Annotated in this window: 14 protein-coding genes and 1 pseudogene; 2 read left to right on the forward strand and 13 right to left on the reverse strand. The window is 69.3% G+C overall.

Features of this window, described 5'->3' with window-relative positions; all coding sequences use genetic code 11:
* Nucleotides 1-942: pseudogene (locus U9978_RS22895) on the reverse strand (hypothetical protein); the annotation flags it as partial.
* Nucleotides 943-963: 21 nt separating this feature from the next.
* On the opposite strand from U9978_RS22895, the gene U9978_RS22900 reads away from it, so the two are divergent.
* Nucleotides 964-1,764 carry a hypothetical protein gene (locus U9978_RS22900; RefSeq protein ID WP_322763214.1) on the forward strand — a complete coding sequence of 267 codons (801 nt, stop codon included), beginning with the start codon at nt 964-966 and terminating at the stop codon, nt 1,762-1,764.
* Here U9978_RS22900 and U9978_RS22905 read toward each other — a convergent pair.
* The 12 genes from U9978_RS22905 to U9978_RS22960 form a co-directional block, all read right to left on the reverse strand.
* The gene (locus U9978_RS22905) at nt 1,723-2,511 is read right to left on the reverse strand and encodes a hypothetical protein (RefSeq protein ID WP_322763215.1); all 789 of its coding nucleotides are present in this window, start codon (nt 2,509-2,511) and stop codon (nt 1,723-1,725) included. The two genes, U9978_RS22900 and U9978_RS22905, sit on opposite strands and share 42 nt — an antisense overlap.
* Nucleotides 2,508-3,269 (reverse strand): hypothetical protein, encoded by a 762-nt coding sequence (locus tag U9978_RS22910; protein ID WP_322763216.1) that lies wholly within the window; start codon nt 3,267-3,269, stop codon nt 2,508-2,510. The genes U9978_RS22905 and U9978_RS22910 overlap by 4 nt, the downstream gene beginning before the upstream one ends.
* Nucleotides 3,262-3,909, reverse strand: a complete 648-nt coding sequence (locus tag U9978_RS22915) for a hypothetical protein (protein ID WP_322763217.1) — start codon at nt 3,907-3,909, stop codon at nt 3,262-3,264. Before U9978_RS22915 ends, U9978_RS22910 begins: the two co-directional genes overlap by 8 nt.
* 42 nt (nt 3,910-3,951) lie before the next feature.
* Nucleotides 3,952-4,560, reverse strand: a complete 609-nt coding sequence (locus U9978_RS22920) for a hypothetical protein (protein ID WP_322763218.1) — start codon at nt 4,558-4,560, stop codon at nt 3,952-3,954.
* Nucleotides 4,561-4,672: 112 nt separating this feature from the next.
* Nucleotides 4,673-5,299, reverse strand: coding sequence for a hypothetical protein (locus U9978_RS22925; protein ID WP_322763219.1), 627 nt, complete (start codon nt 5,297-5,299; stop codon nt 4,673-4,675).
* A complete protein-coding gene (locus U9978_RS22930; RefSeq protein WP_322763220.1) occupies nt 5,296-5,796 on the reverse strand; it encodes a hypothetical protein in 501 nt (166 codons plus the stop codon). The genes U9978_RS22925 and U9978_RS22930 overlap by 4 nt, the downstream gene beginning before the upstream one ends.
* Entirely contained in the window at nt 5,793-7,673 is a 1,881-nt protein-coding gene (locus U9978_RS22935) for a glycosyltransferase family 4 protein (RefSeq protein WP_322763221.1), read from the reverse strand. Before U9978_RS22935 ends, U9978_RS22930 begins: the two co-directional genes overlap by 4 nt.
* A gap of 174 nt (nt 7,674-7,847) precedes the next feature.
* Entirely contained in the window at nt 7,848-8,372 is a 525-nt protein-coding gene (locus U9978_RS22940) for a 2'-5' RNA ligase family protein (protein WP_322763227.1), read from the reverse strand.
* On the reverse strand, nt 8,293-8,742 hold the full coding sequence (locus U9978_RS22945) for an NUDIX hydrolase (RefSeq protein WP_322763222.1): 450 nt from the start codon (nt 8,740-8,742) through the stop codon (nt 8,293-8,295). The genes U9978_RS22940 and U9978_RS22945 overlap by 80 nt, the downstream gene beginning before the upstream one ends.
* Before the next feature lie 120 nt (nt 8,743-8,862).
* The gene (locus U9978_RS22950) at nt 8,863-10,296 is read right to left on the reverse strand and encodes a DHA2 family efflux MFS transporter permease subunit (RefSeq protein ID WP_416211113.1); all 1,434 of its coding nucleotides are present in this window, start codon (nt 10,294-10,296) and stop codon (nt 8,863-8,865) included.
* 137 nt (nt 10,297-10,433) lie between these two features.
* Nucleotides 10,434-10,967: a TetR/AcrR family transcriptional regulator gene (locus tag U9978_RS22955; protein WP_322763224.1), complete on the reverse strand. Its 534-nt coding sequence runs from the start codon at nt 10,965-10,967 to the stop codon at nt 10,434-10,436.
* A 286-nt stretch (nt 10,968-11,253) separates the two neighbouring features.
* On the reverse strand, nt 11,254-11,460 hold the full coding sequence (locus U9978_RS22960) for an RNA-binding S4 domain-containing protein (protein ID WP_322763225.1): 207 nt from the start codon (nt 11,458-11,460) through the stop codon (nt 11,254-11,256).
* Nucleotides 11,461-11,651: 191 nt separating this feature from the next.
* Here U9978_RS22960 and U9978_RS22965 point away from each other — a divergent pair.
* The coding region (locus U9978_RS22965) for an AfsR/SARP family transcriptional regulator (RefSeq protein WP_322763226.1) at nt 11,652-14,459 on the forward strand (2,808 nt) is incomplete at its 3' end.

Consider the following 14,459-nt stretch of genomic DNA (forward strand, 5'->3'; position numbering starts at 1 on the left):
ACCCCCGCCATCCCCGGTTCCCGGCAGTGCCAGCCGAACCGGACCGCTACGCCCGGCGGTGGCTGAGGTGGCGACCTCGACATCGGGTTGCGCCAGAGCCGATTGCACGACCCGGCCCGCTGGCGTGGCGACCGGTGCCCGGCCCGTCGCGAGCGTGCCCGTCGCGGGCCAGCCCTCCGCGACCCAGTGCAGCCCGGCAGCGGCGAGCCTTCGGCCAGGAGCGTCGTTCGGTGGCCGGTTCTCATCGGTGGCCCAGCCCAGGACGACAACCGGGACCCGCCTGGCCAGGCCCAGCAGTTCTGACGGCACCTGCGGCTGACTGCCGCAGCGGTAGCCGACGAGCACGCCCGGGGCCAAGGACCCATCGGTGTACGTGAGCGGACTGCTGCCAACGGTGCCCGAGATGTACTCTGCGATCGCCAGCGCCAGGGGATGAACCGCCCGCAGCTCGCCCAGGAGAGCCAGCAACAGGGTTCGCAGCTGCTGCGCCGCAACCATGTTCACATCCTGGCGAGCGCCGAAGAGTTCGACTCTGTGCGGCGCCCTGAGCAGGTCGAACAGAACCGACGGCGAGTCGGCCCACCGGCTGCCGACCATCCGCCAGAACTGACGAAGCGCGTCGAAAGGCACCGGCCGATCAGCACCGCCGGTGCGTAGCGCCGCCAACTGGATCACGGTGTACAACCCGCGCTCCTGTGCACCCTGAACGGTCTGGTCAAGAGCGTCGAGATAGTCGTGGCCCAGCTCGCCGACGTCAATGCCGGGCGCCGACTCGAGGGACAACCCTAAAGGCAGCTGGATGCGAGGATCAGGGACGTCGGGGATCTCCAGGACCCGGTCCAACGCGACCGGAACGCTGATCGCCGTCGCGCCCCAGCGAGCCAACAAGTCAAGATCTTCGTCGGTCACCGCCGAGGTGAAGCCGCCATCCGGGGACGGCAATGCGCGGTCGAATCCAGGAACGTGGACGGCACGCAGTCGAAAGGGCTGATCCGACTCGTTCAACAACAAGGGGCCGTTGACCCTCAGCGTTGTCGGAGCGGACGAGCGCGAGCGCTGGGGCGTGGTCGCTGCGGCCTGCCTGCGCTCGGCGCGCACCTGCTCACGCCGGCTGGCGCTCATCTGCCGACGGCGGGACTCACCGCTTTCGTCGGCTCGGACGGCGTCGCGCCGACGTACCCGCGCCTCCTCCAGGCGAGCCTGATCGCGCTGGCGCGCTCGCGCCTGCTCCTGTCGCCGAGAGCGCGCCTCCTGCTGACGAGCCTGCTCGCGCGCCTGGCTTCGGGCCTCCTCCCGACGCAGGTCCGCCCGCTCGGTGGACCGCTGCTCGCGTCCGGTCTGTTCGCGTCCGGTCTGCGCGCGCTCGTCAGCCGACTGTTGAGCTGCGATCAGCGCCCGGCGGGCAACGAGAGCAGCCTGCCTGGAAGCGCGCAGACGCCCCTCCTGCTCGTCGCGACGGCTCCGTTCAGCGCGCCGATCGGACCGCATCCGGGCGACTGTCAGAGCCTGACGGGTGATCCGCCGTTGTTCCTGCGCAGCCTCCGCCCTCGCCAGCTCCAGGGCGTCGAGACGCTTCTGTTCGTCGCGCTCACGTTCGCGCTCTTCCTCGCGTCGCTGCTCCCGCAACTCCTCGAGCCGCTCTTCCCGGCGCTGCTCGTCCCGCTCACGCTCGCGACGTTCCCGAAGGCGGGCCTCATCCTGTTCGACCAGGTTCGCCATCGCTCAGGCACGCAGCTGTCCGAGGTCCACGGCGAGCAGACGTAGCGCCCGTGCGGCGTCGTCCAGGGAGCGGGCGCTCATTCCCGCCGCTACGCCCGCGGCGGCGGCAGCGGCAGACCGCCCGCTGTCGCCCACCCGCGGATCGGCGGCGGCAACGGTTTCGAGCACAGGCCCGAGCAGCGCCCATCGGCCGGGTTCCCCCGGCATGGCCAGCAGGTCGGCGACCGCCCGCAGGGCAGCCGCGCGCGCGGCAGGTTCCAGCCCGGGCCCGTCGAGGGCCGCCTGGAGCTGTTCGCCCGCCATCCCCACCGCGGCCAAGGACTGGGGCAGGGAGGGTTCACCGAGCGGCGGGGGCAGCGCCCGCAGATGCACGTCGAAGGTCGAAAGACTATTCGTGTCGAGCAACCCGCCCGGGTCGGCGGTCATCGTCAGGCGCCCGTTGTCGAACTCCATCGCCGCTTTGACCTCTACATGTGCGTCGTCGATCACGTAGCCGTCAAAGCCTGTCGCGCTCTGCCGCAGCGCGTCCACGACAGCGACGACGAGTTCGCGCGTCTCGAGCCGATGGACCTCCTGCTGTGCCTGGTCGAGACGGGCCTGCAGCTCTGCGATCTGCTCTGCCTGGTTGGCGACCACCCGGCGCAGCTGCACCACCTCCAGACGGGTGCCGCTCCAGACGTTCTCCTGCAGCGCCTGCGGGATCAACGCGCTGCGCCCGATCTCCCCGATCACTGCGGCCGACACGGCCTGGCGGATGAATTCGGCGGACAACTGCTGCACGCCTTCGGTCACGTCGACTCCTCGGCCGAGCTGACGTTCGGTGGCACGGGGTTCTGCAGCCAGGGAAGCAGCTTGAGTTCCATCTGCACGGTCGACAGCTGTTCTGCCGGAGCGGAGCCGGCCTGGGCGGTGAGAATCTCGACACCGCCCTGCTCGTTCGTCCGCAGCAGTCCCTTGGCTTGCACCTTCAAGCCGGTCAGAGCGGCTGCGAACGACTCACCGGCGGCGGGTGGCCGCTTGCCGAGGTCGTTGAGGACCTCGGCGAAGTGACCGGCGAGGTCGGAGGTGGTAATCGCCGGGGCTTGCGAGGCGCTTACCGTTTGCTCCAGCTCAGTGACGCGTCCCTGCAGCCTCTCGCGGTCCGCTTGCAGAGCCTGGACCTCCTCGTCGTGTGCCTGCGTAACCTCCCCGAGCTGGCTGCTCAACTGCGTGCGAACCTGCTCCGGGATAGCGGCGTGCACCTGGTTGAGTTCGGTGCGCAGACCGTCGCGTTCCTGGCGAAGGTTGTCACGCTCGTGGCGCAGCTCATCCGACACGGTTTCTATCTGCCTCAGTCGGCCGAGCGCCTCCTGCTGCGAGGTGTACCTGGCCTGCAGTTCATCGGCCTTGTCGCCGAGCGTCTGGAGCCTTGTGGCGAGAGCGTCGCGCTCGCGCTCGACGGCGGCCAGCCGTTCCTGGGTTCTGGCGAGCTCAAGCTTCAGGTCGTCGGTGGTCGGGTGGTTCGGCTCGGCGGAATCAGCCTGCGGCGTCGGGGGCATCGATTCAGGCATCCACGGGCTCTTCACGGATGATGGACAGGGTTTCGTCGTCGATCCGCAACAACTTCAACAGCACTGTGGTCAGGCCATCCTGCTCGGTCTGCAGCACGAACCATGATCGGGAGGCCGGGTTGAAGTTCACGCTCACCCGCCCCCTGACCGTCTGCTCGAAAGTGATTAACCTGTCGCGGACGGTGGCGAGCACATCGTCGGCCGCATGCGTGGGACGCGCGGTCGTCACCGACGCGGGCGGCGGCACCGGCACGACGGTGAGCCGAACACTGCTGCTGGCCTGAACGTCGTAGGCGAACTGGTTGACATATCGGGCGTTGATCGGCTGCGCCCACAGCCTCGGCAATGCCCTTCCCAGCCCCAGATCCGGTGCGGGCAGCGCAACGTTCTGCGCCGGGGCCGCGGGTTGCTCCACCGCAACGGCGATCTTCAGGTCGAGCTCGGTGGAGGGAATCTGGTACCACGACGCCTGCAGACCGTACTGGCCCAGCACCGGATCGCTGTCAATCAGTTGCTGGATCTCGATGCTGTGGCGATCGAGGGCTGCCTGCGCCTCCCCGATTCCGCGGCCGAGCGCGGTCAGCAGTTGCTCCAACGGCACTGAAAGCAGTTCGGCTACTTGATCGGCCGGGTCGGGCATACGGCTCCCTCCTCCACATGATCCGATACGGGTGAGAGCTGATCAGGCGGTCGTGACGGACGGTGGGTCCGTGAACGTGTTGATCGTTGTGATCGCAGGCTGTAGGCGACTGGGTGGCGGTACCGGCCGCAGGGTGGCTCGTAGGACGCTCGAGCCTGTCGCGTCATAGGTGTAGGTGTTCTGAGTCCGGTAGTCGATGCTGGACGCATAGGCGCGGGAAGCGCCCAACCCGAGGAAGCCGGGGCCCGGACGGCCCACGCCCGAGCTGCTGCCCTCCTCGTGGATCGTGATTGCGATCTTCACCTCGATCGATACCTCGGTGAATTGATAGAACGTGGGGAGGAGCCCCGCCTGCAGCATCGACATCGTGGTCCGCTCGACACCGGAGGGGCGTACCCGGGCACCGGTGACCTCAACGGTGTGATCCTGTGCGACGCCGTTTCCGTCGGGAACGCTGACCGTAACCGGAGTCGTCGTGCGCTCGATCACCTCGGTGACGCCGCTGAGGACGTCGACCTGCTCGTCGGCAAGCGCCTTCAGGGTTTCCAGGGAATTGCGGTCCAGCGCCGTCTGCCCGTCGGCGATCGCGACGGCGAGGTTGCGCACGAGTTCGGCGAACGGGACGTCGAGCAGGTCGCGGCCAATGGCCATCTGCGGTGCCTTTCTTGTCGTCGACTTTCTTGTCGTCGACTCGCTGGTTCGACTCTTGTTCGACCGGTGTGGTCGACGGCGCCCGGTCGGTGCGCCGGCAGCGACCGGGCGGTCAGACGGTTGTGACCACCGGAGGCTGGTTCTGCAGCATCGGCAGGGTGTTGACGGTGATGATCCGTGGCGTCAACCGACTCGGCGGTGGCACCGGCTTGAGCGTGGTGCGCAACAGGCTGGAGCCCTCGGCCGAGTAGGAGTAGGTGTTGGAGCTCTTGTAGTTGACGTGCGCGGCGAAGGCCACGCTCACCGGCCCGAAGCCGCCCTGCACCGAAAGCGAGGCGCCGGCCTCCAGTTCACTCGAGCTGGAGGTTTTCTGCGAGATCGACATTTTGACCTCGATGACGGTCTCGGTGAACTGGTAAAACGTTGGAAACAGTCCGGCTTGCAGCAGGGTGTAGTCGACTGGCTCCGTCGAATTCGACGCGATTTTTGCGCCGGTGATCACCACGCTGGTCTGTTTGACCCCACCTTGGCCGTCGTCGATGCTGAGGTTCACCGTCTCGAACGTCGGTGTGATCGTCTCGTGGATCTCCTCGATGATTTTTACCTTCTCGAGGGCGAGTTGGCGGGTGGTCTCAATCGAGGAACGGTCGAGTGCCAGCTGACCGCGCGCGATGGCGAACGCAAGGTTCTGCACCATCTGTGGGAATGGGACGTCAAGAAGATCCTGACCGACGCTCATGTCGTGCTTCCTTTCGGATGCTGAGACGACGCTCGCCCGGCGGACGAGAGCAGGGTTCGCGGGTCAGCGAGACGCTGGCTCCACGGCAGTTCGGTCGATCCTCCGGCGGCGTTGGTGGCGCCCCGGCCGATCGGGTCGGTGACGCCGGTGCGGCCCTGCTCGGCGAGCTGGCGGGCCGCGTTCAGCGCGAAGCGTTGGCGAAGCAGCCGCAGGCCGGGGGCATCCTCGGCGAAGCTCACCCCGCCGATGAACCCGACCAGGCTGTGCGCAGCCAGCGCCTCCTTACGCCCCGGCGGTAGTCCGACGACCAGTCCACCGCCGCCGGTGCTCATCAGGACAACTCCGCCCAGGCTTGCCGTGTGTTCGGCAATCGCCGCAAGAGCGGCGTCCTCGTGACCGGCCGCGGGTCGGATGAAGAACATTTCGATCGCGTCGGACCCGGAGGTCGACTGTCCGGCAGGTGGTACCCCGCCGAACCGTTCGTACATCGAACTCATGCACCAACCTCCGCTCGGTCTCGGTGGGGTACGGCGAGCGATTCGAACCGTTCGACGACGGTGGCGGACACTGCGTCCACAGCGGCCGCACGGGCGATGTCGCGCCGCCACGCGGAGAAGCCGTGGTCGGTGAGCAGGCGTCGGATGGCGCTGATGTCATCGGGTTCGACCTGGCCGGTCACGGGCGGCCACCAGGGGCTCTGTCCGTGGTAAGGCACACCGATGACGGCGCAGGCGAGATCCAGCCCGGCGCAGGCGTCGCCCGCATGGTCGACGACGAGGGTGTACGCCGGAAGCGCGATCACCAGCTCGTCGAGCGGGAGACGCTCGCAGGTGGTGATGTCGAGGCCCGGCGTCGTCACGGCGATCCGGGTCCCGGGAAAGACGGTCTGCAAGGGTCCGAGCTCACCGAGACTCCCCGGCCCTGCGAGCAGCCAGCCGACGTGGGCGCGCCGCGCTCCTGTGACCACGGGTGGCAGCCGGACCGGGATCGACAGCTCGTCGCCATCGGCGAAGGCATTGCTGAGTATTCGCCCGGCGGCCTCTCCGTAACGTCGCTCTGTTACTCGAATCTCGACGCTCGTACCTTCCGGCAGTCCGTCGATGGCGGGTCCGAGCGCGGTTCGCACCGCCGTGGGCGCCATCGGATCGTGCACGCTGCCAGACACGAAGGCGTAGCTGCGTGAGCGCACGACCCGCCGCCGGGCGGGCGCCTGCCGCAGACACCGTTCCCAGTCATCGGTGACGCCGTCCCAGCCGTAAGCCAGCGCGAACTCACGCGAGCGGGCAGATCGTTCGGCGAGCAGTGCCGGGTCGTCATGCAGGGCCGCGATGCCGGATGCCGCAGCCTCCGGGCTGAGCAACGTGCGAACCATACCGAACTCGTCCCGCATCGTTGACTCGACCGGAACCGCGATACCGTGCGTCCCGACCAGCTCCCGGCTCGCCGAGGCCGCCACCGCAATCGGCACGACCCCCGCGGCTGCGGCCTGAAGCGTGGGCAGGCCGAAACCTTCGCCGTACGAGCTGAGCAGATGTACATCGGCCGCCTGGTAGAGGCGGGCCAGTTCGGGCATGGACACGCCCCCGTCCGCCCGCATCTGGAAACCGGCGGTGAAGCGGACGCGTCCGAGCAGTCCGAGCAGCTCAAGATCGTGCAGGACGCTGTACGAGTAGAGCTCGCTGTCCGCGGCAGGGTCCCGAGGGTCGCAGTGCAGGTGCAGCATGACGTCGTCGTAGCGATCGTCGCAGGCGAGCAGGCGGAGGGTGTCGAGGGTGCGGGGCAGCATCTTGCGGGGCTGGTTGCGAGCATCGGACAGCACGACGAACCGACCCTCGCAGCCCAGCGCCTTCTTGATCGCAGTCTTGTCGACAGGCGGCTCGAAGAGCGAGAGGTCGACACCGTGCGGAATGTATTCGGCGTCCACACCGCTGGCCCGGGAGACATCCTGACCCCAGCGGCTCATCGCCACCGGCACGTCGGCGACCCTCAGCAGTTCCGCCCAACCCTTGGGCAGCCGCCCCTCGGGGTCGGCACCGTCGACCGGGTAATAGTGGACCCAGCGGGTACCGGAGGTGTCAAGAAAGGCCTGAACCTGCGGATCGGCCAGAAAAGTCATCCACCAGACATCCGCTAGACAGACTATGTAGTCTGGCCGCACCCGCATCAGATAACCGAGCAGGACGTCGGCCCCGAACTGGTCATGCCGGACCGGGTGAACGGGAATGTCCTCCCACCACATGGTGGCACCACGGGTCTGCCAACCGAGAATTTCGACGCGGTGCCCGCGATCCCGCATTCGGCGGCAGACCTCACGGGTCACGGTGGCGAACCCGGACGGCGTAGTGGGACTGTCGGAGATCCACAGCAGCCGCATCCAACACCCCCCGGAATCCGCGACGATTTAGAATCACCCTGCTGATCCATCCTCGTCAAGGGGTCGTCCTGATTCACGAGAAATCGCGCCCCCCACCGTCCACACATCCAACGGTCGGCCGAAGGTCGAGCCCGCAGGGCCGTGCACCGCCGGTGACGCCGGGGAACGGCGCCCTCAATGCAGCGGAGGGGCGAGGGGGAGACCTGCCAGCGGTAGCCGGGCGACGGTCTCCCACCGGTATGTGCGATCTTTGCGACGCAGCTCGACCAGGGCGACAGCGTCGATCGTCACCCGTGTACGGGGCAGTTCTCGAAGTGCGGTCAGGGTTTTGATGATCGGGTGCGCGTCGGTCGGGCTGTTGCAGTACGCGATGCCGACGTGTGGCCGCAAGCCGCGTGGTGTGGCGATGATCGCGGTTGGTTCGAGAACGGCGGCGGTGGCGTCGATGATCTGATTGCGCAGGTCGATGACGGGTTCCCACGGCACGACGCTGAACCGGACCGCGCCGGACGAGCCGGCGAGCGGTCCCACGGTCAGAACGAAGGCTTGGACGCCCGAGAGTTGCTGTCGCGTCTCGTTGTTGGTGAGAGTGTCGAGCGCGGCGAAGCGGTGCCAGTCGTCAGCGACAGGATCCGCCGGGGGGTAGGAGAACTCGGCCGTCGTGTGCGCGGATGGCCGGCGGCCCGTCGTCCAGTGCATCGAGGACACGCACCGCGTACGCCTCAGCCATGTCTTTCCGCACGTCGTCGGGGGTCATCCAGCGCAGTCGGGAGGTCTCGTCACTGGTACGGATGGTGCCACCGACGACGTGGCATCGGAAGACCAGTGCGACGACGGCACGTCTCATGTTCTTGTAGACGCCGGTGAGAGCCTCCGCTGCGACGAGAAGGCCGGTTTCTTCCTCGACTTCCCGTCGAAGTCCGCGGTCGATGCTTTCGCCCAGTTCCAGGATGCCTCCTGGGGGCTCCCAGTGGGCGTTGTCCCGACGTTGGACGGCCAGGATCTGGCCCTGGCCGTTGACGATGGTCGCGGCGACGCTGACCGAGTGCCGCGGGGCCGTCGTGTTCATGTGCGTGATCCTCCATGCCGAGCCGGGCGCTCGCTGCACGTACGGACCCATCCTGCCGCTGTCGCTCGGGGTCACGGAGCGGCCGCGCGGCGGCAGGCATCGGGCGGCAGGTGTCAGGAGTCAGGCGGGGGTCGGGACGCTGGCGGGTCTGGTCGTCCCGGTGGTTGTCGTCCCGGCGGTTGCCGGCTCGCTGATTGCTGTGTCGGCGGTTGCCGGGATGGCGGTTGCCGGGATGGCGCGGCGACCGGGGATGGCCAGGCCGGCGAGGGCGCCGGCGGTGAGGGCGGCCACGCCGGCCCACAGCGCGGGGACGGTGCCGTCGACGAATGTCTGCGGGCTGTCGTATCCGCCCTGGTTCGCGAAGACGGAGGCGAGGACGGCGACGCCGAGGACGCCACCGAGTTCGCGGATGGCGTTGTTGGTGCCGGAGGCGAGACCTTCCTGGTCGGGCCGGACGGAGCCCAGCGCGACCGACGCGATCGGGACGAAGAACAGCGCCATACCGATGCCGGAGAGGGTGAATGCCGGAATGAGCGCGTCGTAGGTCATGGTGGTGGTCATGTTCGCCGCGATCCAGGCCAGGCCGGCGGCCTGGAGGAACAGGCCGGTGACCAGGAGCGGACGTCCACCGATGCGGTCGGAGAGCGGGCCGGCCAGCGGCGCGACGAGTAGTGGCATGGCCGTCCATGGCAGGGTGCGTAGTCCGGCCTCCAGGGGCGAGTAGCCGAAGACGCTCTGCAGGGCCTGAGCGAGCAGGAAGATCGAGCCGAACATGCCGACGGAGAACAGCAGGGCGGTGACGTTCGCCGCGGCGAACCCGCGGCTGCGGAACAGACTCATGGGTAGCATCGGCTGGCCGCCGCGGGCGGCGACGCGCAGTTCCCAGACGACGAACGCGGCGACGCCGACCGCGCCGAGGAGCAGGCTCGCGAGTACCCCGGCGCTGGTCCAGCCGTGGCCTTCGCCGCGGACCAGGCCGAGGGCGAGGCCGAACAGCCCGGTGGAGGCGAGCGCGACGCCGGGCAGGTCCAGACGGGTGGACGCTCCGTGTGTCTCGGCGAGGCGGCGCAGTGCCATCGGGATGGCGATGATTCCGACCGGTACGTTCACCCAGAAGATCCACTGCCAGGCGGCACCCTGGGTGATCGCGCCGCCGACGAGTGGGCCGACCGCGACGGCGAGGCCGGAGACCGCGCCCCACACGCCGAGGGCCGCGCCGCGTCGTTCGGCCGGGACGGCCGCGGACAGGATGGTGAGGGTCAGCGGCAGGATGAACGCGGCCCCGAGTCCCTGGACGGCCCGCGCTGCGATGAGGATCCCGATGGATGGGGCGAGGGCGGCGGCTGCGCTACCCAGAGTGAAGATCGTGAGGCCGGCGACGAAGATACGGCGGCGACCCAGCCGGTCGCCGAGGGCTGCGCCGATGAGCAGCATGACGGCGAACGGCAGCGTGTAGGCGTTCACCGTCCACTCCAGGCCCTCGAGCCCGGCGCCGAGGTCGGCCCGGATCTGGGGGAGCGCGAAGGTCACCACCAGGTTGTCCAGGGAAACCATGAACGCGGCTAGCGAGGTCACGACGAAGGTCCAGACGATCCGTGTCCGTTGGGTGATCACGACTTACCTTCTTTCTAGTTAGTACTCACTTACTTTTGATGAAGTGAGTAGTCACTCTCTTTGCTGGGCAAAAAAAATCAGTCCTCGGCCGACGGAGCGGCCAGGCAGACCAGCCGTGCCCACTCCTCGCTGAGGGAGGGCAGGTCCATCGCGGCCGCGACGTTCATGAGCATCCCGTGGGCGAAGAATCCACGCAGCGCCTCGGACGGCACCCCCGAGAGCCGCTCCACCGCGCGCCACAGATCGCGGAAGCCGGTGCGGGTCGCCGTCCGGATGTCAGGGTCGGTGCAGCTGGCGTACGCCTGCAGCTGCATGAGCAGGTAGGTCCGGTCGCGCAGGAGTTCCTGGTAGGACAGGCCGATCGCCGTGAGCGCCGGCTGCCCGCTGAGCTCGCCCGCCGCCTGTTCGAAGCGTCGCACGGTGCGGGCGAAGGTGTCCCGCACGGCGGTGAGGAAAAGATCCTTCTTGGTGGGGTACAGGCGGAACAGGTACGGCTGGGAGATGCCGGCGCGTTTGGCGATCACTTCGGTGGATGTGCCGGCCAGGCCGCCACGGGCGAACTCCTGCACGGCTACGGCCAGCACGCTTGCGCGACGCTCGTCCGCGGTCATCCGCGTCCTGGTGCTGCCCGTCGCACTCGTGGCCATGCCACAAAGGTAGTGCCCACTCACTTTCTCTGTCAACCGGACGCCGTCCCGGCCCGTCCCGGTCCATTCCGAATCCGGTGGAGAGCATCATAAGCGGGGCCGAAGGATGTGAAGCTGATGCTGTTGTAGAAGCATTAGATTCACATCGTTGAGAGCAGCCGGGCCGGCGTGCCGGCGCCTGACAACAGCGGCGTGGATGAGGGATCGGGGCTGGGGCGCGCACGCTCGTGATCCACCCCCGGCCGGCGGTTCAGGCGACCCGGACCTCGACTCCGGCGACGGTGACGACGTCACCGCATCGCAGCTGGCGCCCGCGGCGCTCGTCGACCTCGCCGTTGACCTGGACCAGACCGGCCGCGAGCAGTGGCTTGACGTCTCCGCCGGAATCCACCAGATCCGCGAGCTTCAGGAACTGGCCCAGGCGGATCCCATCCCCGGCGATCGCCACCTCCCGCATGTCAGCGTCCTCCTCTGGTGATCCGGCTTGCGCCCGGCCGCCCCGACCATACGCCGGGGTACTGGTCGCGGTACTGGTCGCGGTACTGGTCGCGGTACTGCGGCGAACGCACCGCATCCCGTCGGGCAAGTCGACCAGATCCCGCTGCCACGATGGCCTTTCGCGTTCCGCGGCCGTGCGAGAGTGGTCTGGTGCAGGTGGGGATCCTCGGTCCACTCGAGGTACGCGGCGATGACGGTCGGGAGATCGACATCCAGGGCGCACGGCTGCGAGCCCTGCTGGTCCGCCTAGCGCTGGATGCCGGCCGTCCGGTCGGTGTCGCCGCGCTCGTGGACGCGGTCTGGGCGGATCAGCCGCCGGCCGAGACGGCCAACGCCCTGCAGACCCTCGTGTCACGGCTACGTCGTTGCCTCGGCGACGGGGCACTGGTCACCCGGTCGGCCGCCGGGTACTGCCTGGCCGTCGATCCCGACGACGTCGACGTCCACCGTTTCACCCTGCTCGCCGCCGCCGGTGCCGGCGCCCTGCGCGCCGGCGACCCGCACCGCGCGGCCACCACGCTGCGCGCCGCTCTCGCGCTGTGGCGCGGGCCCGCGCTCGCCGAGGCCGACGGCGGCCCGGCCGTCGCGGCGGTTGCGGCGCATGCGACCCGACTGCGCGAGGCGCATCTGAGCGCCGTTCTCGACCGCGTGCAGGTCGACCTGGCGGCGGGCCGCGCGCTGGAGATCGTCGGTGAGCTCGAGTCGTTGGCCGCCGAGCACCCGCTGCACGAACGGCTGGTCGGTCAGCTGATGGCCGCGCTGGCCGCCACCGGCCGCCAAGCCGACGCGCTGCGCAGCTACGACCAGCTTCGGGTCCGGCTGGCCGACGAGCTGGGCGTCGACCCGTCCGCCGAGCTGCGGGCGGTGCAGCTGGCGGTCCTGCGGGGTGAGCGGATCGGGGCGGGGTCCACGAAGGGGCGCCGGCGCACGAACCTGCGCGCGCAGCTGACGAGCTTCGTCGGCCGTGACGACGAGGTGGCGCGCATCGCGACGGCGCTCGAGGCGAGCCGGCTGGTCACACTCGTCGGGCCGGGCGGCGCCGGTAAGACCCGCCTTGCCAGCGAAGCGTTGGCCGCTGTCGTGGACGACGTTCCCGACGGGGTGTGGTTCGTCGAGCTGGCCTCCGTCACCGAAGCGGCCGACGTGGCGCAGACCGTCCTGGGCGCGCTCGGTCTGCGCGAGGCGAACCTGCTGGACCAGACCACCAAACGGGTCGGTCGCGACGCGGTCGGCCGGCTGATCGAGGGACTCGCCGACAGAGCGGCCGTCATCGTGCTGGACAACTGCGAGCATCTTCTCGACGCTGTCGCGCGCCTGGCCGACCTGCTGCTCGCCCGGTGTCCGCTGCTGCGGGTCCTGACCACCAGCCGCGAGCCGCTGGGCATCGTCGGCGAGGTGCTGCTCGCGGTGCCGCCCCTGGCCCAGCCCGCCCCGGACGTGGCAGTCGCCGACGTGCTCGGGTTCCCCGCAGCCCGCCTGTTCGCCGACCGGGCAGCCGCCGTCCGCCCCGATTTCGCCGTCGACGAGGCGTCGGTCCCGACCGTGGTCGAGATCGTGCGCCGGTTGGACGGCCTGCCGCTGGCGATCGAGCTGGCCGCGGCGCGGCTGCGCACCCTGCCGCTGACCGAGATCGCCGCGCGGCTGTCCGACCGGTTTCGGCTGCTCACCGGCGGCAGCCGCACCGCCCTGCCCCGGCACCGCACCCTGCGAGCCGTGGTGGAGTGGAGCTGGGACCTGCTCTCGGGACCGGAACGGCTGCTCGTGGAGCGGCTCGCGGTGTTCCCGGCGGGCACGACCGTGGGCAGCGCGGCCGCGGTCTGCTCGGGCGACGGGGTGCACGCAGACGACGTCGGTGACCTGGTGGCCTCGCTCATCGACAAGTCACTGCTCCAGCCGGCCGCGGGTGGCACCCGCCAGCGGATGCTGGAGACGATCCGCGAGTACGGTCTCGAGCGTCTCGCCGAGCGCGGCGAGCTGGCGCGGCTACGCGAACGCCACGCCGCCTATTTCGACGATCTGCTGCATGCGGCACAGCCGCATCTGACCCGGGCCGACCAGCTCGAATGGCTGGAGCTGCTGGCCGCCGAACGCGACAACATCCTCGGCGGGCTGCGGTACTGCTGCGAGCAGGGGGACGCCGACACGGCGTTGCGCCTTGCGGTCGGGTTCGGCGGTCTGGCGATGCTGCTCGGCAACCATGCCGACGTCGCGGTCTGGGTGGGCGAGGCGCTTGCCGTGCCCGGAGGTCAGGAGCCCGACCAGCGCGTGATCGGCGAGGCGCTGCACGCAGTGAACTCAGCCGCGACGGCTGCCTCGTCATCCCCGGCCGAGGTGGAGACCAACCTGGCGCGCCTCGGCGAGATCGCGCAGCGGCTCGCGTCTGTCGACCTCCGCGAGCAGCCGCTGCTCGGCCTGCTGAAGGTGGCGATCGCGATGTTCACCGGCGAGACCGTACTGACAGAGCGCTATATCGGCGAGGCGGCGGCGAGCGGCGATCCCTGGCTGTCGGCGGCCGTGCTGATGTTCAGAGCCGGCCTTGCCGAGAACGACGGCGACGTCGGGCGCATGCGCGCCGACGCGGTCACCGCGCTGGCGCAGTTCCGTGTCCTCGGCGAGCGCTGGGGCATTGCCACCACGCTGCGGACGATGGCGATGCTGCACACGCTCGACGGCGAACTCGACGCGGCCGCGGCGGCATACGAGGAAGCGCTGGCGCTGATGCGTGAGCTGGGCTCGCGCGAGGACGAGTCGCTGCTGCAGGTGCGGCTGGCCGACCTGGCGATCCGCCGCGGCAACCTGGCCGACGCCCGGACGCATGTCGAGGCGGCGCGTGCCAGCAGCGAGGCCAGCGGGTTGGCGCTGGATGCGGTGTTCACGCTGAGCATGCAGGCCCGGTTGGAGCGGCACCTGGGCGACCTCGCCGCGGCCAGGGCGTTGCAGGGCCAGGCGATGCGGCGC

It is taken from the genome of Protofrankia sp. Cr2 (assembly GCF_963555885.1).
Classification (GTDB): domain Bacteria; phylum Actinomycetota; class Actinomycetes; order Frankiales; family Frankiaceae; genus Protofrankia.